Origin of the sequence: Psychroflexus aurantiacus, assembly GCF_010820555.1 — a bacterium.
In the GTDB taxonomy this organism is placed as follows: Bacteria; Bacteroidota; Bacteroidia; order Flavobacteriales; family Flavobacteriaceae; genus Psychroflexus; species Psychroflexus aurantiacus.
Genome location: NZ_JAAIKD010000007.1, coordinates 24,469 through 46,333, shown reverse-complemented (window position 1 = coordinate 46,333; position 21,865 = coordinate 24,469). Strand labels below are relative to the sequence as shown.

18 protein-coding genes and 1 tRNA gene are annotated in these 21,865 nt (G+C 38.2%); 11 read left to right on the top strand and 8 right to left on the bottom strand.

What is annotated here, in order from left to right; genetic code table 11:
• Positions 1 to 160: 160 nt before the first annotated feature.
• The 4 genes from G3567_RS12060 (at position 161) to G3567_RS12045 (ending at position 4,840) form a co-directional block, all read left to right on the top strand.
• Positions 161 to 1,417, top strand: coding sequence for a PAS domain-containing sensor histidine kinase (locus tag G3567_RS12060; protein ID WP_164005573.1), 1,257 nt, complete (start codon positions 161 to 163; stop codon positions 1,415 to 1,417).
• Complete coding sequence (locus G3567_RS12055) at positions 1,410 to 2,447, top strand: response regulator (protein ID WP_164005572.1); 1,038 nt, start codon at positions 1,410 to 1,412, stop codon at positions 2,445 to 2,447. Before G3567_RS12060 ends, G3567_RS12055 begins: the two co-directional genes overlap by 8 nt.
• A 97-nt stretch (positions 2,448 to 2,544) precedes the next feature.
• A complete protein-coding gene (locus G3567_RS12050) occupies positions 2,545 to 3,336 on the top strand; it encodes a universal stress protein (protein ID WP_164005571.1) in 792 nt (263 codons plus the stop codon).
• Positions 3,337 to 3,388: 52 nt separating this feature from the next.
• A complete protein-coding gene (locus G3567_RS12045; RefSeq protein ID WP_164005570.1) occupies positions 3,389 to 4,840 on the top strand; it encodes an AsmA family protein in 1,452 nt (483 codons plus the stop codon).
• 1 nt (position 4,841) lies between these two features.
• Here G3567_RS12045 and G3567_RS12040 read toward each other — a convergent pair whose 3' ends face one another.
• Entirely contained in the window at positions 4,842 to 5,678 is an 837-nt protein-coding gene (locus G3567_RS12040; RefSeq protein WP_164005569.1) for a universal stress protein, read from the bottom strand.
• A gap of 138 nt (positions 5,679 to 5,816) precedes the next feature.
• Here G3567_RS12040 and rimP point away from each other — a divergent pair, with 138 nt between their 5' ends.
• The 4 genes from rimP (at position 5,817) to G3567_RS12020 (ending at position 11,657) form a co-directional block, all read left to right on the top strand.
• Complete coding sequence (rimP, locus tag G3567_RS12035) at positions 5,817 to 6,290, top strand: ribosome assembly cofactor RimP (RefSeq protein ID WP_164005568.1); 474 nt, start codon at positions 5,817 to 5,819, stop codon at positions 6,288 to 6,290.
• Positions 6,291 to 6,297: 7 nt separating this feature from the next.
• Positions 6,298 to 7,533, top strand: coding sequence for a transcription termination factor NusA (gene nusA / locus G3567_RS12030; RefSeq protein ID WP_164005567.1), 1,236 nt, complete (start codon positions 6,298 to 6,300; stop codon positions 7,531 to 7,533).
• Between the two features lie 55 nt (positions 7,534 to 7,588).
• Positions 7,589 to 10,375, top strand: coding sequence for a translation initiation factor IF-2 (gene infB, locus G3567_RS12025; RefSeq protein ID WP_164005566.1), 2,787 nt, complete (start codon positions 7,589 to 7,591; stop codon positions 10,373 to 10,375).
• A 250-nt stretch (positions 10,376 to 10,625) separates the two neighbouring features.
• Positions 10,626 to 11,657, top strand: coding sequence for an endonuclease/exonuclease/phosphatase family protein (locus G3567_RS12020; RefSeq protein ID WP_164005565.1), 1,032 nt, complete (start codon positions 10,626 to 10,628; stop codon positions 11,655 to 11,657).
• 385 nt (positions 11,658 to 12,042) lie between these two features.
• Here G3567_RS12020 and G3567_RS12015 read toward each other — a convergent pair.
• A tRNA-Gln gene (locus G3567_RS12015) sits at positions 12,043 to 12,115 on the bottom strand.
• A gap of 177 nt (positions 12,116 to 12,292) precedes the next feature.
• Between G3567_RS12015 and G3567_RS12010 the strand changes: the two genes are divergently transcribed.
• The 3 genes from G3567_RS12010 to G3567_RS13575 all read left to right on the top strand — a co-directional run bounded on the left by G3567_RS12010 (position 12,293) and on the right by G3567_RS13575 (position 16,463).
• A complete protein-coding gene (locus G3567_RS12010; protein WP_164005564.1) occupies positions 12,293 to 15,613 on the top strand; it encodes a glycosyltransferase family 117 protein in 3,321 nt (1,106 codons plus the stop codon).
• A 6-nt stretch (positions 15,614 to 15,619) separates the two neighbouring features.
• A complete protein-coding gene (locus G3567_RS12005) occupies positions 15,620 to 16,240 on the top strand; it encodes a polysaccharide deacetylase family protein (RefSeq protein WP_317164180.1) in 621 nt (206 codons plus the stop codon).
• Between the two features lie 97 nt (positions 16,241 to 16,337).
• A complete protein-coding gene (locus G3567_RS13575; RefSeq protein ID WP_262887124.1) occupies positions 16,338 to 16,463 on the top strand; it encodes a hypothetical protein in 126 nt (41 codons plus the stop codon).
• A gap of 85 nt (positions 16,464 to 16,548) precedes the next feature.
• Here G3567_RS13575 and lysS read toward each other — a convergent pair whose 3' ends face one another.
• The 6 genes from lysS to G3567_RS11975 form a co-directional block, all read right to left on the bottom strand.
• Positions 16,549 to 18,240: a lysine--tRNA ligase gene (gene lysS, locus G3567_RS12000; protein ID WP_164005563.1), complete on the bottom strand. Its 1,692-nt coding sequence runs from the start codon at positions 18,238 to 18,240 to the stop codon at positions 16,549 to 16,551.
• 599 nt (positions 18,241 to 18,839) lie between these two features.
• Positions 18,840 to 19,121 carry a hypothetical protein gene (locus tag G3567_RS11995; protein WP_164005562.1) on the bottom strand — a complete coding sequence of 94 codons (282 nt, stop codon included), beginning with the start codon at positions 19,119 to 19,121 and terminating at the stop codon, positions 18,840 to 18,842.
• A gap of 92 nt (positions 19,122 to 19,213) precedes the next feature.
• Complete coding sequence (locus tag G3567_RS11990) at positions 19,214 to 19,765, bottom strand: hypothetical protein (RefSeq protein ID WP_164005561.1); 552 nt, start codon at positions 19,763 to 19,765, stop codon at positions 19,214 to 19,216.
• Positions 19,766 to 19,916: 151 nt separating this feature from the next.
• Positions 19,917 to 20,495: a hypothetical protein gene (locus tag G3567_RS11985; protein ID WP_164005560.1), complete on the bottom strand. Its 579-nt coding sequence runs from the start codon at positions 20,493 to 20,495 to the stop codon at positions 19,917 to 19,919.
• A 179-nt stretch (positions 20,496 to 20,674) separates the two neighbouring features.
• Entirely contained in the window at positions 20,675 to 21,214 is a 540-nt protein-coding gene (locus G3567_RS11980; RefSeq protein ID WP_164005559.1) for a hypothetical protein, read from the bottom strand.
• A 179-nt stretch (positions 21,215 to 21,393) separates the two neighbouring features.
• Positions 21,394 to 21,864 (bottom strand): hypothetical protein, encoded by a 471-nt coding sequence (locus G3567_RS11975; RefSeq protein WP_164005558.1) that lies wholly within the window; start codon positions 21,862 to 21,864, stop codon positions 21,394 to 21,396.
• Between the last annotated feature and the right edge of the window lies 1 nt (position 21,865).

Genomic DNA, 21,865 nt, shown 5'->3' with positions numbered 1-21,865 from the left:
TGCGCTATGCATGCATTTCCTCAAACAGAATCCAATTTTTCTAAGACTGAATTTCACGAAACAAAGTTCAACCTTGCTTATCTTAGTTCCGGAAACTTATGTGTTGTTTTGAAAGCAGGTCCCAACCCTGGACAGAGATTTTAATTAAAACCATTTAAATGTGAGTCAGACCGATTTTCAAAAAAATTCTAAAATCTTTAATCTTCTTTTTGAAGGCATTTCAGAGGGAATTATCGTAGTAGATGAAACTCAGCATGTTGTTGAAGTCAATTCTGCTACTGAAGCTATGTTTGGTTATAAAAAAGGAGAGCTTATCGCCAAACACCTGGATATTCTCATCCCCAAAAATTACAGATCCAATCATCACAAGCACGTAGATAAGTTTATAGACAATTCTGAAAAACGGCAGATGGGTCATGGCAGAAATATTTACGGCCTCAAAAAAAACGGAGAGATCTTTCCCGTCGAAGCGGGGCTTAACCCCTTTCAATTTGAAGGGAAGCGTTACGTCATGTCTTTGATAAGTGACATCACGCAAAGAGAAACTCAACAACAGGAAATAGAGGAACTCAACAAAGGCTTGGAGCGCAAAATTGAACAGCGAACAGAGGAACTGAAATTAACCATTCAGGAATTACAACATCTCAATTCCAAGCTGGAAAGTGAAGTCCATAAACGAAAACTGGCTGAAACTAAAACCAAAAAAGCACTGCAGAAGGAAATCGAACTCAATGAGTTAAAAACCAAATTTTTATCCCTGGTCTCGCATGAGTTTAAAACTCCTCTTAGCGGCATATTAACCTCTTCCACTTTAGCCAAGAAATACACTCAAACCGAGCAACAGGATAAACGAGAGCGACATCTGAATACCATCAAAAACAAGGTGCATTATCTCACTGGAATTTTAAATGATTTTCTGTCTATAGAACGCTTAGAATCCGGCAAAGTCACGTATAAATTTGAAGAATTTAGCCTGATCACCCTAGTAAACGAAGTCATTTACAACGCCAATATCACTTTAAAGGACGGACAGGAAATCGTTTATCCCCGAGACCTTCCAGACATCAGTTTAAAGCAGGACAAGCATGTTTTAGAACTGGTTTTGTCCAATTTACTAAACAATGCCATCAAGTATTCTTCAGAGGACACGACGATCTATTTTGAAGTAAACCCCACAGAGTCTAATCTGATTCGATTCAGAATAAAAGATGAAGGCATTGGTATACCACAGGAAGACCAAAAACACATTTTTGAGCGCTATTTCAGGGCGGAAAATGCATTAAACAACCAAGGAACCGGCATTGGTTTGAACATTGCCAAGGTGCATCTCGAAAACTTAAACGGCTCCATCTGCTTTGAGTCCACAGAAGGCGAAGGCACGACATTTTATATAGAAATCCCTAAGTCACATGAGTAAGAAAATTTTATTAATCGAAGACGATAAAACGGTAAGAGAAAATACGGCAGAACTCCTTGAGCTGTCAAATTATGAGGTTGAAACCGCCTCCAACGGGAAAATCGGGGTGGAAAAAGCCCCAGTCTTTTTTCCGGATGTCATCGTTTGTGACATTATGATGCCGGAGATGGATGGCTATCAGGTTTTGGATAACTTATCCAAAAATGAGGCTTTGAGAAAAATTCCTTTTATTTTTTTAACCGCCAAAACCGATCATAAAGATGTGAGGAAAGGAATGAATCTTGGAGCAGACGATTACCTGACCAAGCCTTTTGAAGAAGATGAATTGGTAGATGCCATAGAAAGCAGACTGGCCAAAGCTGATATCTTAAACTCCGGTGCTAACCACCAAAAATTGACAACGGCACCTCAAACCTTTGAGGCTTTAAAGGATGTGTTTAGAAAAGAGAAATTAAAGATTTACGAAACTGGTGACCCCATTTTTGAAAGCGGACAATCTTCAAATTCGATTTACCTCATTGATAAAGGCGTGGTAAAAACCTACAAACTTGAAGATAACGGTAAGGAGCTCATTACGGGTATTCACAAGGTCAATGATATTTTTGGCAGCATGAGTTTTACAAAACAATCCAGTCTTAATGAATTTGCTTCAGCACTGGAAGATACTAGCGTTTATGAAATTTCTATTGAAAAGGTGAAAAGCCTGTTCAACGAGCATCCGGAGGTCATGTTTGAATTCATTGATCATCTTGGAGACCACTTGAGCGAGACCAAATCTCAGCTCATGGAAATGGCCTACAGCTCTGTAAGAAAGAAAACAGCCCAAAGCATTTTGCTCTTTTCTGAGCGCTTGAAGAAGAACAAACTGAGCCAAATCCGAATTTCCAGAGCAGATCTTGCTGCTGTAGCGGGTATTGCTTCAGAAAGTTTGATCAGAACCCTTTCCACCTTCAAAAAAGAAGGCATTATCGACGTGGAAGGCAGAAACATCAAGATCAATGATTTTGAGGCTTTGGAACAAATTGTTTAAATAGCTCAGAAAAATAAATCAATAAAAGAGAATCTGATTTTTATCATATTTTGAATTTGATTCTCCTTTTACTTTTGCAGTCATAGAACTTTTATCTATGAATGTAGTATTGCTGTCTGACTTTTCACCATTATCCACTCATATGCTGGATTATGCTGCAATGCTGTTTAAAAATCAGGACGTCAACTTCACAATTTTACATATCAAGATGCCCTATCAAAAAGAAAGCTGCAAAGGGAAATGCAGCCTTATTTTTAGTCAAAAATTAAGAACAGACCAGGAGTTCCTCCAATTTAAGGGCTATGATGAAAAAGACATTCAAACGAAATTCATTGAAGGTCCATACATTGAAAGCATACGGCATGTAATCCATGAAGAACATATCAATCTGATTTTATTAGGGAACTCCAGCAAAGACATTAACAGTACCGGATTGTTTTTCGATAAAAAAACCCTGGAGATAATCACCAAGGTTAAATGCTCTGTAGTCCTGGTTCCGGAACAGACTCGCCTGGAATTACCAAAAACCGCATTATTGCCAACGGACTTTTCGATCACTTCTGAATACAGCATTTTCAATATTTTAAATTCGTTATCCTTTGTAAAACAAACACATCTTTCTCTCCTGCCCATCGGCCTCAGCAAAACCTTAGGCCCCAACAGGAAGCAGGCTAAAAAACTTATTTCCAAAGCGATCAATTCTTTGGAATTCAAGAGCGTGGAAGAAATCGATTTCTCCCCTAAAGTGAGCAGCATCAATACATTCAACCTGATTATGGTGATGGCTAAGAACCTGAGCATTTTCCAGGACCTGTTCAGCACCTCTCACAACTCCCTAAGTCGTCTCGAAACGCCTGTTCTTTTTTTACACGATTCAAAAACCTTATAACACGCCCATTCTAGTGTATTTTACGTAAATTCAATTTTTAAATAAATTGAGCATGAAACCTTTTTATCGATATGCGATTGCTGCCCTTGTCCTTTTAATAGCTTTGTTTTTTATCGCAAATTTTTGGGTTTCTAAAAAAATCAAAACACATTTAGCGGAGGTAGATTCGCTCTACTATTCCAGCTACTATGTCAACGCACTGACAGGAATCTTTTCCCTGGAGGAAGTGAAGTTCGATGATGCAGCCATGGATATTAAGATTAAAGACATGGAGCTGGATGTAGCCCTTGTTCCACTTCTGATGAACAACCAACTCATCATTGAACGTATTGACGTCAGCAGATTGGATTTAAAACTTTTCACCTCTTCAAACCTTGAGTCCAAAGCGCATAAGGAATCAAAAGACCTTATCATTAAGAAACTTCAGTTAAAGGATGCAAACATCACACTTACAGGTAAGGATAAAATCGCTTTTGAAGTAGTCCAGCTGAATCTCAAAGCTGAAAATATAACCTGGCCACTGGACAAAAACTATGCATGGCTAAACAATGAAACCCTGAAAATCGATGCGAAAAACCTGAGATATACGATGGACACCTTGCACGATTTGAATTCCGAAGCCTTTGATTTTTACGATAAAGAGCTCTTATTCACAAATTTTAGCATTACACCAAAGTTTACCAAAAGCGAGTATGTAAACCATATCCAAACCGAAAAAGATTTGATGGATTTAAAATCTAAATCCTTAAAGATTTCGGGTTTCAGACTTCAAAAGAAAGACAATTTACTCCATGTGTCATCGCGTAAAATTGAAATGGACTCTACAAATTTTGATATTTACAGGGACAAAACGGTGTTAGATGACAATTCATATAAACCGCTTTACAGCCAGGCTTTGAGGGAACTCAACTTTGAACTTGACATAGATTCCTTACTGATATCTGAACTTGACATCACTTACGGAGAATTGATAAAACCCGACAGGCAACCGGGCAGAATCAGAATTAAGGCTATACAGGCTCAGGTTTTGAACATTCACAATACTCTTGAGGCAGAGCATCCTGAAATAAAAGCCGAGGCCAAAGCCAGGTTTTCTGAAGATTCTGAAATTGTGTTCCACTTAAATTTAGTTCCAGATCATGAGCAGTTTTATGTGTCTACGAACTTGAGACAAATTGAAGATAGATCCATCAATGGCTTTTTTGCGCCAGCCATGAGAATGGAGATGGATGGAAAAATAGATGAGATGAAAACATCAGCTTATGGTAACAATACTGAAATGAATGGTGATTTTAGTCTCAATTATGAAAATCTAAAAGTCAATATTCTTAACAAGAATGGCTCAAAAAACAGTTTCGCAAGTCTTATGAGCAATGCCTTAATACGCAATAACAATGCAGGCCAAACCCGTCCCTTAAAAAATGTTGAAAGAAATACCACCAAATCGTTTTGGAATTATGTCTGGACATTTCATCTGGAAGGTTTAAAAAAATCTCTGTTATAAACTATATTTTAAAGGTTATAATCGGTTTTTTTAAGTGATTAATCACGTCTTCAGTCAGGCTGCCATTCATAAAGTGAGAAATCCCCTTTCTGCCATGAGTGCCGATTCCAATTAAATCCACATTCATTTTAGAAGCGAAATTTTGAATACCCCGTTCAACAGTCCGATCGTTATAAATATGAAAATGAGAAGGATTCAAAGCTGTGTCCTGGGTAAAACTATTAAACAAAGCATCCAGTTCGGCTGTGGTTTTAAACTTATAAGGCGTGTTGATATAAACGAGTTGCAAATCCACTTCAAGAACTTTGGAGAACTTTAAAGCAGCTTTAAAGGCCGATCTGCTGTTAAGACCAAGACTGGAGACAAACATAAAAGATTTAATTTTGAAAATGGGTATTTCATCTTTAATGACCAGAACAGGAATCGTGGATACCCGAACTACCTTCTCGGTATTGGAGCCTACAAAAATTTGTTTCAAACCATCAGAACCACTGGACCCCATAACGATAAGATCGCAATCATGTTTCTTGGCAACAGAAATGATTCCATCGAAAGCTTCATCAAACTCAACAATTTCATGAACATGGATTCCCTCCAGATAATGACTCATGTTATCAAAGGTCTCTGTAAATTTCTTGTGAGCAAGCTTCATAAAAAACAAAGATTCCGGAAGGTCTCCGGCCACTCCTTCATTTAAGGGGTCTATAAGTTGCAAGGGGAGATTAAGCAAATGCACAAGAAAGATTTCGCTGTCATGATGTCTGGCAATTTGAGCGGCAACTTTGAGCGCGTTGTTGGCTTCTTGAGAAAAATCCGTAGGAACGAGTATGCGTTTCATGGTTAAAAACTTAAAAGACAATTAAAGTTACTTCAAATTATAAAAAACAGGCTCTTTTATAACTGATAAATTATTATTACATTTGCAAAGTTTTGAATATGAGGGGACAAATTAGTCCCCTCTTTTTATAAGTATAGAATGGCTTTAGAGAAAGAGCAGATTATGACCTTGGTAACAGAAGGTTTAGAAGAAGATAAAGGTCTATTTCTCATCGATTTACAAATTACTGGAGGTAACAACATCAAGGTAATTATTGATGGTGACAGAGACTTATCCATTTCGGATTGTGTGAATATTAGCAGAGCTATTGAGCACAATCTGGATAGAGAAATCGAAGACTTCGCATTGGAAGTTGCTTCCTGTGGAGCTACAGAACCTCTCACCTACCCTAGACAATATCAAAAAAATGTAGGCCGAAAATTAGCTGTAGTCACCAAGGAAGAAAAGATTGAAGCCGATTTAGTTGGCGTTGAAGACGGTAAAATCCACCTGAAGTGGACAGCAAAAGAGCCAAAACCCGTTGGGAAAGGCAAGCATAAAGTACAGAAAGAAACAAAAATAGCTTTCGAGGATATCGTGAAAGCTCAAGTTATAATAAATTTTAACAAATAAAGATATTATGGAAAATATCGATTTGATCAACTCATTTTCAGAATTTAAAGACGACAAATTAATTGATCGAGTAACTTTAATGGCTATTCTTGAAGACGTTTTCAGAAACGCTTTGAAGAAAAAATTTGGACAGGACGACAATTTTGACATCATCATCAACCCGGACAAGGGGGATCTAGAAATCTGGAGGAACAGAATTGTTGTAAACGACGGTGAAGTTGAGGATGAAAATAAAGAAATCTCACTTTCAGACGCCAGAAAAATCGAACCCGATTTTGAAGTCGGTGAAGATGTATCTGAAGAAGTTAAACTTTTTCAGTTGGGTCGTAGAGCGATTTTGGCTTTAAGACAGAATTTAATTTCAAAAATTCACGAACACGACAGCACCAACACCTTTAAATATTTCCAGGATTTAATCGGAGAAATATATACCGCCGAAGTTCATCACGTCAGACACAATGTGGTGATTTTGCTGGACGATGATGGTAATGAACTGATTATTCCTAAAGAGCATCAAATTCCTGCAGACTTCTACAGAAAGGGAGACAGTGTGAGGGGTGTAATCGAAAAGGTGGAATTGAAAGGCAACAAGCCTGTCATCATTCTTTCGAGAACATCATCAGTTTTCTTAGAGAAACTATTCGAACAGGAAATACCAGAGGTTTTTGACGGGTTGATCACGGTTAAAAACGCCGTGAGAATTCCAGGCGAAAAAGCTAAAGTAGCTGTTGACACTTACGATGACAGGATAGATCCTGTAGGTGCCTGTGTAGGCATGAAAGGGTCGCGTATTCATAGCATCGTTAGAGAATTGGGCAATGAAAATATAGATGTCATCAACTATACGAACAATCCACAACTCTACATACAGCGTGCGTTAAGCCCGGCAAAAATCGTGAATATCAAGCTGGACGAAGAAAAGAAATATGCTGAGGTCACGTTAAAACCTGAAGAGGTTTCTAAAGCCATTGGACGCGGAGGACATAACATAAGATTAGCCGGTCAGCTGACGGGTTACAACATTGAAGTCTTTAGAGACGGTATTGAGGAGGAAGATGTAGAATTAACAGAATTCAAAGATGAGATCGAAGACTGGGTCATCAAGGAATTTAGCAGAATAGGATTGGATACTGCAAAAAGTATTTTAGAATTAGACGTAAGCGATCTCGTGAGAAGAACTGATTTAGAAGAAGAAACGGTTCAGAACGTGATCAAAATTTTAAAAGAAGAGTTTGAAGAATAGATTATTTAAACTCATCTTTGTAACATTATATAAGAGGTAATATTAGAGGCAATTTATGGCTGAATCAAAACAAACAAGATTAAATAAAGTACTGAGAGAATTTAATATTTCACTGGATCGTGCTGTGGAATACTTGAATACTCAAGGCTACGAAATTGAAGCAAGACCTACAACTAAAATTTCTTCGGAAGTTTACGAGGTTTTATCAGATAAATTTGAAACTGATAAAAGCAAGAAAGTAGCTTCCAAAGAAGTCAGTGAAGAACGCAAAAAGGAGAAAGAGGAGTTGCGTCTTGCCAGGGAGCAGGAACTTGACAAGAAAAAAGAAGACGAAGCCAGAAGAGAGCGAGAAGCAGAAGAAAACAAGAAAAAGGCTCAGGAAGCTGCCAAAGCCAAGGCTCAGGAAGAAGAAGATAGAGCTAAGGCTGAAGAATCTAAGAAAGCTGCCCAGCAGCAAGAAGAAACTATCAGGTCTAAGACCAAGATTTCCGGCTTAAAGCAAGTGGGGAAAATTGAACTTGAAGATGCGAGGAAAGATAAATCCACAAGCAAAAAAGCATCGGAAGAACCTGAAAAGTCTTTTAAACCTGTTGCACCAACAACCTCTAAAGATACTTCTAAAACGACTGAAGAAAAACCTAAGACCGAGAAAGAAGAGGAAAAAGCTGCTGAGGAAGCTAAACACCAGACGCAGTACACTAAACTTTCTGGTCCAAATTTCACCGGTGAAAAGATTGATTTAAATCAGTTCAAAAAAACGCCAACCAAGAAAGAAAAGGAAAAAGAGAAAGAAAAAGAAGCGGCTTCCAAACGAAGAAAACGCAAACGTATTTCTAAAACCAATACCTCTCCGGGGGCGAGCAAACCCGGCTTCAAGAAAGGTGCTGCAAAACCTTCTTCCAGAAGAGGGGCTAAAGCCGCTCCAAAAGAAGAGCCAACTCCTGAAGAAGTCCAAAAACAAGTAAGAGAAACCTTAGAGAAACTTCAAGGCAGATCTTCTGGTAAGAAAGGCGCAAAATATAGACGAGACAAAAGAGACCAGCATAAACAGCGTTCTCAGGACGATCTCGATCAGCAAGAAAAAGAAAGCAAAGTCCTTAAGGTTACAGAATTTGTCAGTGTCAATGAAATTGCCACCATGATGGATGTGCCTGTGACTAAAATTATATCAGCCTGTATGTCGCTTGGCATGATGGTGACGATGAACCAGCGTTTGGATGCAGAAACCTTAAGTGTGGTTGCAGAAGAATTCGGTTTTGATGTGGAATTCGTCAGTGCAGAAGTTGAAGACACTTCGCAAATTGTCGAAGAAAATCCTGAAGATCTAAAACCAAGAGCTCCGATCGTTACCGTTATGGGACACGTAGATCATGGTAAAACCTCTTTGCTGGATTACATACGAGAAGAAAACGTGATCGCCGGTGAATCTGGTGGAATCACACAGCACATCGGTGCTTACAGCGTAAAAATAGGAACAGGTGAAACCATCTCCTTCCTGGATACCCCTGGTCACGAAGCCTTTACGGCGATGCGAGCAAGAGGAGCACAGGTTACCGATATTGCGATTATTGTGATTGCGGCAGACGATGATGTGATGCCACAAACTAAAGAGGCGATTTCCCATGCGCAGGCCGCAGGAGTCCCCATTGTTTTTGCCTTGAATAAGGTAGATTTACCTACGGCAAACGTAGATAAAATCAAAGAATCTTTAGCCAATATGAATCTTCTGGTTGAAGACTGGGGCGGTAAAGTTCAGTCTCAGGAAATTTCAGCAAAACTGGGAACAGGTATCCCTGAATTGTTAGAAAAAGTATTGCTGGAAGCAGAATTACTCGATCTTAAAGCAAATCCGGACCGACTTGCAAAAGGAAGTGTGGTAGAAGCCTTTTTAGATAAAGGCAGAGGTTATGTTTCTACCATTTTGGTACAAACAGGGACTTTAAGAATTGGAGATTATGTCCTGGCAGGAACTACTAGTGGTAAGATAAAAGCCATGCAGGATGAGCGAGGCAACAAAGTAAAAGAAGCAGGTCCTTCGACCCCGGTTTCTATACTTGGTCTTGATGGCGCTCCTCAGGCTGGTGATACCTTCCAGGTGATGCAGGACGAGCGTGAAGCAAAAGATATAGCTTCCAAGAGAAATCAACTTCAAAGAGAACAAAGTGTACGAACTCAAAAGCATATCACGCTTGATGAAATTGGTAGACGTATTGCTCTGGGAGACTTTAAAGAATTGAACATTATCCTGAAAGCTGATGTGGATGGTTCTGTAGAAGCCTTAACCGACAGTTTACAGAAACTTTCTACCGAAGAAATTCAGGTGAATATTATACATAGAGGTGTGGGTGCCATCACAGAAAGTGATGTACTTCTGGCCTCAGCTTCTGAAGCTGTCATTATCGGATTTAACGTAAGACCTGCAGGAAATGCAAGAACGCTAGCCGATAACGAAGAAATAGATATCAGAATGTACTCTATCATCTACGATGCCATCAACGACATCAAAGACGCAATGGAAGGCATGCTCTCTCCGGAATTAAGAGAAGAGATTACAGGTACGGCAGAAATCAGAGAGACGTTCAAAATTTCAAAAATTGGAACTATCGCCGGTTGTATGGTATTGACAGGTAAAATTTACAGAAACTCTGGAATCAGACTGATCCGAGATGGTATCGTTATTCATACAGGAACACTGACTTCCCTAAAACGTTTCAAAGACGACGTGAAAGAAGTTTCCAAAGGATATGACTGTGGTATGCAGTTGAAAAACTACAACGACATACAGGAAGGAGATATCTTAGAAGCATTCCAGGAAGTGGAAGTGAAAAAGAAATTGAAATAGATTATTTTTTATGCGATTTAAAAGCTCCACAATGTCTTGTGGAGCTTTTTTGTTTTTTAGAAAACCCTTGCTTTAAAACGTCTGAACTGGTTTTCTAAAGCAGTTTTATGTCAACGTTTCATTTATAATTACCCTTGAAAATTTGAAGATGGATTCAGGTTTAAGATTAGGTTAAGTAAAAGCAGAAAACCTAAAAACAGACAGCGTACAAGGTTTGACTTCTATATCTTCGTTTTAAAATAACAACTCAATGAATTCAAGCTTCAGTAACAACAGAACACCACTTAACTGTACTCCAAAACTTAAATTTTTGGTATGCCTGTGTTGCATAGCGCTCTTATACAGCTGTAAGTCTTCCCAGGATATCAGCAGGACTGATTCTAAAGCGGATTCTCAGGTTGTGCCGGCAGATTATCAGTATCCAGAGGATGAAACTTTCAAAGTCTTATCCTGGAACGTGGAGCATTTTGTAGATGCTTACGACGATCCCTATATGGATGCGTCACGTGAAAACAATCCAACTCCTGAACTGGAAAATAAGGTAGCATATTTGGCCGAAGCCCTAAAAAATGCTGATGCTGATATTGTCGTGCTACAGGAGTTTGAAAGTACAAAGTTTTTGAAAGAAATCGCCGAGGAGCAACTGAGTGGAATGGGATATGAATTTTTCGCTAGTGCTCCCAGTGATGGCTGGTATATGAATGTCGTGTTGATGAGTAAATTCCCCCTAGGCATCCTTTACGCCTATGGTAACGTGACCACGCCGGTAGTTGATTATACCAATGATGAAGGACTCTCCGAAACACAAAACAATTTGAACACACGAATGTGGTCGATTGAGGTTTTTCCATCCAAAAATTATGACTTTATACTGACAGGTCTTCACCTTAAAGCCGGACGCGGTGAACGCAACGCATCCATGAGACTGGGACAAATCAATTTCCTAAAAGACCAGTTTTCACGCTTTTTGGACAGGAATGCTTCACAAGACCTGTTGATTGCCGGAGATTTGAACAGCACTCTGGGAAGTCAAGAAATTGAAACGCTCAAACAAGGGAATACCGAAGGCAATACCTTCTTTGACCCCCTTCCTGAAAACATCCTCACCCATCCTTCAGATAAGCCTTCCCGAAGACTGGACTATATACTCTTTAACGGGAATATGCAAGACGAATATATACCGGAAACAGCTCGAGTACCTGAGTTATTAGAAGATGAGAAAATGCAGGCAGTGAGCGATCATTTGCCTATAGTCTTTCAATTCACAAAAAGTAATCCATAAATAAACCGGGGTAGAAACCGGTTTCTAACCTAAAAGGGGTTCAATTTTATAATGCATCCCGTTCCAGAAATAAAGCAAAAGCCTGTGTAAGTTTAAAACTGCTGAATTCATTTGAAGCCTGAATTTAATTAGACAAACCTTACCCCCAAATCTAAACCGTAAAGGTATCGACCAGAAGAAATGGTAGTTTTCACATCAAACCAAAAGTTGAACATTTTTTGTAAACAATCTTGGAAGAAAATTTAAAAAAAATTAGCCTATTGCGTCTCGTGTAGCTTTATTTAAAAGCAACAGGAGTTCCGAAAGTACTTGAGTTTAATAACAATGGCATTTGTTATAAAACAAAAAAACCGACTTCATTTAAGAAATCGGTTTTCGAATAAAGTTGGCCTACTAGGGCTCGAACCTAGACTCTTCTGGACCAAAACCAGATGTGTTGCCAGTTACACCATAGGCCAATAATTATTGGAGTGCAAATATAAAACTTACTTTTATATGACCAAGCCCTTTTTTAAAATTATTCTTCAAAAAAATAAGTTTGACTTAAAACCATATTTCAAGTCGCAAATAATAATCAAAATCAAGCGTTTATAAGATTTCTTAATTGTTTATTTTCGTCCAAAATTTTAATTTCAATGACAAAGCACGCCTTCTCACTTTGGAACAAACTATTAGGTTGGTTTGCCTTTTTAGTAGCATTCATTACGTATTATCTCACAGCAGAGCCTACCGCTAGTTTTTGGGATGCTGGTGAATATATTGCTACTTCAGCAAAACTACAGGTGGGGCATCCACCGGGCGCTCCTTTTTATCAAATCTTTGGGGCTTTCTTCTCTATGTTTGCCTCCGACGATAGTCAGATAGCCTTTATGATTAACCTCATGTCTGGTGTGGCGAGTGCGTTTGCCATTTTGTTCATGTTTTGGTCTATCACTCTGCTATTGAAAAAACTTACAAAAAACATTGAAGTTAAATCTCAGGCTTCAGACATGGCTATTTTAGCCAGTAGTTTGATTGGTGCACTTACTTTTACCTTTACCGATAGCTTCTGGTTTAGTGCTGTAGAAGCTGAAGTGTATGCGATGGCCGCCTGCTTAATGGCCGCCATGTTTTATGTGGGATTGCTTTGGGAAAGAGATATGCATAAACCCAGAGGGAATCGCTGGCTGATCTTAATTTGCCTGATTATCGGCCTGTCTTTTGGCGTGCACTTCATGGGATTACTTACCATTCCAGCCATCGGTTTTTTATATTACTTCAAGAATTACAAAACGATCACGGTCAAGAATTTTATAGTTGCCAACTTAGTTGTGATCGGTATCTTACTGTTTATCTTCAAACTCCTTCTACCCTACTCGCTCACCTTTTTCGCCAAGATGGAGGTGTTTTTCGTCAACAGCATAGGATTACCCTTCAACTCCGGAACCATCATAGCCGGATTGCTTGTGATTGCTGTATTTTATTTTGGTTTAAAGTACACAAGACGTAAAAATTATATTCACATGAATACAGTATTGCTATGTATTTTATTTGTGTTTATAGGTTTTTCAAGCTGGATTATGCTTCCTGTAAGAGCCAACGCAGGTACAGTCATCAATGAAAACGATCCCAGCAGTGCTCAGCAACTCCTCGCCTATTATAATCGGGACCAGTACCCGGAAACGCATCTGTTTTACGGACCTCAGTTTACCGAGATCTTCGCAGGCCTTGATCCTGACAATCCTTACCTGGACGACGACCCTATCTACGAAAAAGATGAGGAAAAAGGGGAATATGTGATCATCAACGATTACAAAAATGCCAAGCAAAATTCTGACGCTAAACAAAAAACATTCTTACCGAGAATGTGGAGTACACAGCATGCCTCGAATTACATGATGTTTACCGGCCCCTTGGAGTTTTCAATCAAACCTGAATACAGAGGCGAAGAGGAATTAACTGCTATCGTCAATACCTTTAGAGAAGACTTTAGAGAAGGAGAAGTTTCTTCAGAAGGCTACATCAGCTTTTTAAAGCGTTTTAATCAGTACCTGGATGTGCAAAAACCCTCTGCAGCCTCCAACCTCAATTACCTTCTCGAGTTTCAGATGGGGTATATGTACTGGAGGTATTTTATGTGGAATTTCGCAGGACGACAAAACGACAATCAAGGCAAATACACGAATTTAGAAGGGAACTGGTTAAGCGGCATCGATTTTATTGACGAAAAAAGACTGGGAAGCCAGGATAATTTACCTTCAGACTTAGCTGAAAACAAAGCACGAAATACCTATTATTTCCTGCCACTCATCTTAGGGCTTATCGGTTTATTGTTTCATGCGTCCAAAGATGTCAAACGCTTTTGGGTGCTTACCGTATTTTTCCTGTTCACAGGAATAGCACTGAAAATTTACCTCAATGAACGCCCTTTTGAACCCAGAGAGCGGGACTATGCGCTTGTGGGATCCTTTTATGTGTTCGCCATCTGGATAGGAATGGGTGTTTACGCTTTGTTCCATTATCTGAAGACATGGATCACGCCGAAACTGGCAGTGCCTCTTGTGGGGGTAGTTTGCTTGTTTGCCGTACCGGTTTTGATGGCTTCGGAAAACTGGGATGATCACGATCGCTCAGGAAAATATACAACCTTGTCTATGGCCAAAAAGTATTTGGACTCTGTAGACCAAGACGCCATACTCTTTACCATTGGTGACAATGACACCTTTGCGCTGTGGTATGCTCAGGAAATTGAAGGCTATAGAACCGATGTGAGGACTATAAATACCAGCCTTTTTGCTACAGACTGGTATATAGACCAGATGAGAAGAAAAGCCTATGAAAGCGAACCTATTAAGACCACGTTAAAACATGATGACTATAAATACGGGACAAACGATGCCGTTTGGTACCAGGAAGATCCCAGAGTGAGTGACACACTTGTGATAGACCAGTTTATACAATACATCAAAAGTGATAACGAAACCACAAAAGCAGAATTGCAAAGTGGACAGGTCATCAACACCTTTCCAACCAAAAACATCAGAGTGCCGGTTGACAAGGAACAGGTATTGAAGTCAGGTATAGTAAAACCTAAAGACGCAGACTTAATTGTCCCTTACATCGATATTAACCTGGAAGATAATCTGATCTACAAGCCCAATTTGATGATGCTGGATTTACTTGCCAATAACGACTGGGAAAGACCAATCTACTTTACAGGCGGAAGCTTTAGAGATGAGGACTACCTCTGGATGAAAGATTATCTTCAGCTGGAAGGCGTGACCTATAAACTTGTACCTATCAAAACTCCGGTCAATCCACAAAATCCATTTGATATGGGCCGTATAGACGAAGATAAAATGTACAATATCGTTATGGACTGGGAGTGGGGAAACAGCGGTAGCGACGACATTTATCACGATCCTGAAACCCGAAAAAATGCCATAACCTACAGAAGCAACCTTGCCCGACTGGTCGAAAAACTGATTGAAAAAGGAAAGTTTGATAAAGCTGAAGACATTCTTGACCTGGGTATGAAACATATTCCGGTAGAACATTACCAGTATTACCAGTTGGTTGAACCTTTTGTGACCGGTTATTATATGATTGACAAACCAGAGAAAGCCAGGGAAGTATGGGAGCAACTCGCGACCAACTATCAGGAATGGCTGGATTATTATGCCGGGATGACCTATGAAAATCAGGTTGAAAATGCCGAGGATATTTTTACTGAAATCGAGAAATACAGAAGTTTAGTCGATATCCTCATCATTCAGCAGGACGATGAAATGGTAAAAGAAAAAGCCGCTGAATTCAACTCCTACCTGGAGAAATTCAGCTATTTTTATCAGGATTCTGAAGCTGAAGATGTGGATCAGAACCTATTAGATGAACTCAATCAGGAAGACGTAGAAGAGATTGAAAAAGATAGCGGCAGTGGTAGTTTATTATCGCCGGATCAAATCCCTAATGAATAGATAGATGTGAACTCCACTGACTTTCTGAAACCCCTATTTCCAAAACGCGTGTGGAGCATCCCTACTCAGGAAAAAGAGATGTTCCTCACGTTTGATGACGGACCAATCCCCGAGGTAACCCCCTGGGTTTTGGAAACGCTAAAAAAACACAAGGCCAAAGCCACCTTTTTCTGCATTGGAGATAACATCAGGAAACATCCACGGCTTTTTAAACAGATCCTGGCTGAAGGCCATGCTGTAGGAAATCACACCTTTTATCACAGCAGTGGGTGGAAGAGTTCATTAAAGGATTATTTGAAAGACGTCAGGCGTTGTCAGGATGTGATAGAGTTGAATTCAGTGGAATCCAATCTCTTCCGGCCACCCTATGGAAAATGTACCTCAGCCCAGGCCAGAGCCGTTTTGAAAGACCATCAGCACATCATTATGTGGAGCATCATCAGTAAGGATTATGATGCTAGGATTTCTAAAGAAGCGTGTTTTGAGAGAATTCAAACCAAAGCAAAACCCGGCAGCATCATCGTCTTTCACGACAGCCTAAAAGCGGAAACCAACATGAAACATGCTTTAGAGAAAACCCTGAAGACGTTTAGTGATTACCAGTTTAATAGGATTGATTTATTGTAAAGGACTGGATTAGATTCTCTGTCTCGTCCGACAGTCGGAAGTCTCCTCATATAGAATAAAACCACAACCCTTGTCATTCTGAATGAAATGCAATGGAATGAAGAATCTTACATTATCTAAAAACATAAGATTACTCATAGCCTCGAATTGGAAAAGATTACTCATCGAAGCAGAAGAAAGCTTCTCTGTCAGAATGACAAACTACATCGCAGAATTATATTAAACTCGCCGCTGGTGCAAGCCTGCTTGCGTTGCTAGCAAAGTCAGACGTCTCGCTCGTACCAAACATTAAGTTTTCAAGCAATTTTTTACAACAACCTAACAAACAATCCTTCATCTGTTTTATCAACAGTAGCCTGATCTTTACTTCTAAGCCCTTTTATAGCCTTGTCCCATTTTTTGTTACTCAACTCAGATTTGGCTTTAAGGCTTTCCAGTTCCTGAGGAGATTCTTGTTTCAAGAGTTCCAGAACTGCTTTTTCTTCTTCAGTCAGCTCCACTTTTTTCTTCTCTGGTCGCATTTGCGGGAAGAACAGGACTTCCTGAATTGACGGATTATCCGTCAGGAACATAATCAATCGGTCCATACCAATCCCTAAACCAGAGGTTGGAGGCATGCCGTATTCCAGAGCCCTGAGGAAATCATAATCGATAAACTCCGTGGCTTCATCGTCGCCTTTTTTGGCCAGCTTCAACTGATCTTCGAAACGCGCACGCTGTTCTATAGGATCGTTTAACTCTGAATAGGCATTGGCGATTTCCTTACCACAGACCATCAGTTCAAAACGCTCGGTCAAATCCGGATTATCTCTATGCTCTTTGCACAACGGACTCATTTCCTTGGGGTAATCGATGATAAATGTAGGCGCTATAAAATTGCCTTCGCATTTCTCACCAAAAATCTCATCGATGAGCTTGCCTTTACCCATGGTTTCATCCACGTCCAAGCCCATCTCCAAAGCCGCCTTTCTCAATTCATCTTCAGACTTACCCGTAATATCAAACCCGGTATATTCTATAATGGCATCGGTCATGGTCACACGCCTGTAGGGCGCTTTAAAGTCCACGTGATGCTCTTTAAAGGTAGCTTTGGTAGTTCCATTCACCTGCAGGGCACAATGCTCCAGCAGGTTCTCGGTAAACTCCATCATCCAGTTGTAATCCTTGTAAGACACATAGATTTCCATCGCGGTAAACTCGGGATTGTGCGTTCTGTCCATGCCTTCATTCCTGAAGTTTTTGGAAAACTCATACACCCCGTCAAAGCCTCCGACAATCAAGCGTTTCAGATACAATTCATTGGCAATTCTCAGATACAAGGGAATATCCAGCGCATTGTGATGGGTGATAAACGGACGGGCCGCTGCACCACCAGGAATGGATTGCAGGATTGGTGTCTCCACCTCCATATAGCCTTCAGCATTAAAGAAATCCCGCATCGCTGTAAACAAAGCCGATCGTTTTTTGAAAATCTCTCTCACAGTAGGGTTCACGGCCAGGTCGGCATAACGCTGTCTGTAGCGCTGCTCCGCGTCATGAAAGGCATCATATTCTTTACCCTCTCTGTCTTTTTTAGCAAAGGGAAGCGGCTTTAAAGATTTACTAAGCAGCTGAAAATCCAGCACCTTGATGGTTTTCTCACCCACCTGAGTCATAAACAATTCCCCTTCTATCCCGATAAAATCGCCGATATCCAGTAGTTTCTTATACACCTCATTGTAAAGGGTTTTGTCTTCACCCGTACAGATTTCATCTCTGTTGAAGTAGACCTGGATGCGTCCTTCCCCATCCTGCAACTCAGCAAAAGAAGCCTTTCCCTGTATTCTTCGGGAGACCAGACGTCCGGCAACCACTACCTTTTTGCCTTCCTCAAATTTCTCATTTATCTGTTTGGAGGTATGCGTATAATCGAATTGAGCAGCAGGATACGGATCGATGCCCATTTCCCTAAGTGAAGCCAGTTTATCCCGCCTTACGCGTTCTTGTTCTGATAATTGCATGAGTCTGTAATTTTTTCTGAAGCCGCAAAGATAAAGACAATCCAACAATTTCTTTTATAATCCCGGGATTAAAGCTTCAGGATTTTGAGAAATCTGCTTAGCAGGATAGCGTTTTTTATTTATTCTGATTTTGTAAACCTTAACCTGATGTTTTTAGACATTCAACTCGGTGTTTTCAACTGACTTTAAAAAACGTCCTGAGTGAGAAGGTTGATCTGAAGGATTTGAAGTGGTTTGAAACATGAATTGAAATCAATCCTTGGATCTATTAGCCCAGAATACCTCTTTAAATTTAATGAAGATTAAGATATGAAATTAATTCTGGAGGCCTACGTAACCAGTAAGATTAATTTGATGTATTATCTTACTTTATTAAGTCATCTCAACATAAACTATCTTCGTGATCCTATTCTTTGAATCCAAATACAGAGATAAAAAATTATTACAACCCTCACAGTACTGATAAATAACACTTTTTCCACCGTCAACCTGGTTGTTTAAAACAACGTTTCCCAATTCATCTATATGACTCCCTATCGTAATGGTTTTGCCTTGAATTGTCATTTCCCAATTCGAATTAGTAATTTCAAAACTACTTATTAAAAGGTGCCCATAATACCAGAAAAACCAATAGAAAATCCATTAAAATCATAGTTATAAAATTCACCATCTGGATCTATATTACTCGATCTTTGTAGATCATAAGTAAATAAATTATCAAGTTGGTCTTTATCTGCATTGGTTGCTTTAATGTCCTTAAGTTTGACATTATTGATTTCAATGTTATTAAACTCATCTTTAGAAATGATGTTTGAATTTACTTGACATTGAACATAATTGCTTAATAAAATTATTGATAAAGTTATTATTATATTTTTCATTTAATATCAATTTACTATTCAAGAAAATAAGTTAACGGAGAAAGACTTTACCTCGCTTTCTCTGTTATGATACACCCAATTGTTTTCAAATACTATATAGGAGCATACAATTCTATCTCTAATATGGTATGATCATAAGTTGAAATAACAAATCCTAGTGTAAAGTATTCGTATCTAAAAAATAGTGCTTTCTTTCTAGAAGAAATTGACTTTGTACAAAAGCTCACCTCACTAAAAGCCTGTTTTAAAGCACTCTCTGTATCTCCTACCTGAATACCATTCACATGAAACACTCCTCTCTCTTTTATGACGAAAGAATTAATTCGTTTAAGACCATTGTAATTAAAGTCCTCAGTAATTCCTGCAAAATGAATGTAATTATTACCTAAGTAGTAATAGTACCATGGATATCCAAACTCTTCGGTATCCTTTTCACCGCCATAATCCAATTGAGAATTTTGTTCTAACCCAGCTACTTCTATAAATCTTTCGTGCGTATAATCTGTCCTGTCAATATCCCATCCATTAAGTGTTACATTGATATCTGTAGAATCATAGTTACATTCTTGACCAAATGCAGATTCAGTAGTGCATAATAATAAAAGTATAAAAGCGTATATGTTGAGTTTTGTTTTAATTGTCAATTTTTATCACGATACAACTATAGAATATGATTTTCACGTCATCTAGTTAGCCCAGAATACCTCTTTAAATTTAATGAAGATTAAGATATGAAATTACTTAATTCTGGAGGCCTACGTAACCAGTAAGATTAATTTGAGTTGTAAAATAGATTTAAGTATAAATTAAATACACGATTTTAGTGATTTTATTATACCTATCAAAGACTATGACTATGGGACAACAATATCCATTATTTTTAATGAATCTAATTGAATACCCACCATTCTTTCTTTGGTTAAATTCAATATCATCCCCAAACACATCTATAGAATCTCCTACTTCTAAATGATGTCCTAATACAGTGATATCAGGAGATTCTAGTCTGCCAATCTCAGCTGGCACGTTCGGTCCTTCTAGTCCAAAAAATATTTTGAGCCCACTATTAAAATAAAAATAGCGTTGAGGTTCACCTATTTCACTTCCAAATTCATCTACTTTAAAAGCATCCGGATGATTACTTGCAGTTGAAGACGGAAAGAGTTCTCTCATTGCTTGTACATCTCCATCGGTGGCTTTTATAGCTTCAAAAGAAACACCCTGGAATTTTACATTGGCATACTCAGTATCGTTCAAGCTATTATAGCCTTCTTGAGCGAAACAGGCTTGAACGAAAATTAATACTATGGATAAATAAATTATATTTTTCATGTTTCTTTTAATTACAATTGTTATTTGTTTGAGAGTTTCCATTGTCATCTATTATAATACCCTCATTTCTTTAGACCACTTTTAGTCGCTCATACATTGCAAAATAGTTTTTCCATAGGCACTTAGGACATCTTAACTTTCAACACTACTCTCAAAAAATTACCATAGAGTAAAAGTAAAATAACCGAAAAGGCTTATGCCATATCGGTTATAAATAATATCTAAGTCATTTCTATATATCCCACTTCTAATATGCTCTGGTCGTGAATATTATATTTAATATATAAAAAATTATTACATCCCTCACATGGGGCTATTAGAAAAGCTTCTACTCTGGAAGAATAATTTCCAGCAGTATTTTTTTCTAAATTTAATGGCGACAAAACAGAGATGTTATCTCCTACAGAAAAATTCACACCTTTTATTGAAAGATTAATATCTTTATCTGTTATTTCAAAGTTACTCAGTGGAACTTCTCCTGATGAAGAGTTTGTAGATGAAAATCCTATTTTAAACTCCCCATTATTTAGAGACTTGAAAAAATATTCATAAGACACTCCACCTAGGTTTGTGGCTTTCAAATTATTATATGTTCCAAATAGATCTATAATTTGTATCTCATTCCCATTGGTAGATCTTATTTGACTTATACTATGTCCGTTGATTTGTATAGATTCAAATTCATCCTCGCTCAAAACGTTTACATTTGGTTGAGCATAGATTGAAGCAGTTGTTATTAATAAAAAATATATCAGTTTCATATTATTAGTTTAAAATTATTATTTATAGTTATAAGATTTACGTGATTTTCACATTTTTTCCATTATTTAAAGTAAAAAAAATTCAATTTAACTGATAGTCTCAATTTTTTGGGCATTATAAAGTCAATAAAAAAAGGTCTTATCCCAATGATAAGACCTTTTTAAAACGTTTCAATAGCTCAATAAGAATATAACTCTATTTTTTTAATGACATTTTCTTTAGAATAATGTAAAGATATAAAGTAATCCACATCAGAAAATTGTATTATTATTTCATAATTTTTTCTATTAGAATAACTTTTTGGATAGATATTTTCTAATGAATCAATTTTATCATTTATATTAATGTCATCTGACGTAAAATCATATTGACCACCTTCTATTACGAAGCTTTCGACTTTATCATCTTTTACATAAAAGCAAAGTTTATCGTAATAATAAATTTTCCCCATTGTATTTTCCATCTCAAAAAAGAAGTTTTCTTTAGAAACTGGTTCTCCAAATACGTTCAACAAAGAACTAACTGGAGTTTTAAATACATTAGTGCCATTGATAGTGGCTTGACTACTATCAATATTGTTATTTTGGGCTTCACAACTAACAATAAATGAGAATTCTAAAATGGTTAGTATTAAAAATAGCTTTTTCATG

Bases quoted from the DNA above. Each gene is read 5' to 3' on its own strand.
- G3567_RS12055 (WP_164005572.1), top strand. From the start codon at position 1,410: ATGAGTAAGAAAATTTTATTAATCGAAGACGATAAAACGGTAAGAGAA.
- G3567_RS12050 (WP_164005571.1), top strand. From the start codon at position 2,545: ATGAATGTAGTATTGCTGTCTGACTTTTCACCATTATCCACTCATATG.
- G3567_RS12045 (WP_164005570.1), top strand. From the start codon at position 3,389: ATGAAACCTTTTTATCGATATGCGATTGCTGCCCTTGTCCTTTTAATA.
- G3567_RS12040 (WP_164005569.1), bottom strand. From the start codon at position 5,678: ATGAAACGCATACTCGTTCCTACGGATTTTTCTCAAGAAGCCAACAAC.
- rimP (WP_164005568.1), top strand. From the start codon at position 5,817: ATGGCTTTAGAGAAAGAGCAGATTATGACCTTGGTAACAGAAGGTTTA.
- nusA (WP_164005567.1), top strand. From the start codon at position 6,298: ATGGAAAATATCGATTTGATCAACTCATTTTCAGAATTTAAAGACGAC.
- infB (WP_164005566.1), top strand. From the start codon at position 7,589: ATGGCTGAATCAAAACAAACAAGATTAAATAAAGTACTGAGAGAATTT.
- G3567_RS12020 (WP_164005565.1), top strand. From the start codon at position 10,626: ATGAATTCAAGCTTCAGTAACAACAGAACACCACTTAACTGTACTCCA.
- G3567_RS12010 (WP_164005564.1), top strand. From the start codon at position 12,293: ATGACAAAGCACGCCTTCTCACTTTGGAACAAACTATTAGGTTGGTTT.
- G3567_RS13575 (WP_262887124.1), top strand. From the start codon at position 16,338: ATGAAGAATCTTACATTATCTAAAAACATAAGATTACTCATAGCCTCG.
- lysS (WP_164005563.1), bottom strand. From the start codon at position 18,240: ATGCAATTATCAGAACAAGAACGCGTAAGGCGGGATAAACTGGCTTCA.
- G3567_RS11995 (WP_164005562.1), bottom strand. From the start codon at position 19,121: ATGAAAAATATAATAATAACTTTATCAATAATTTTATTAAGCAATTAT.
- G3567_RS11985 (WP_164005560.1), bottom strand. From the start codon at position 20,495: ATGGAAACTCTCAAACAAATAACAATTGTAATTAAAAGAAACATGAAA.
- G3567_RS11980 (WP_164005559.1), bottom strand. From the start codon at position 21,214: ATGAAACTGATATATTTTTTATTAATAACAACTGCTTCAATCTATGCT.
- G3567_RS11975 (WP_164005558.1), bottom strand. From the start codon at position 21,864: ATGAAAAAGCTATTTTTAATACTAACCATTTTAGAATTCTCATTTATT.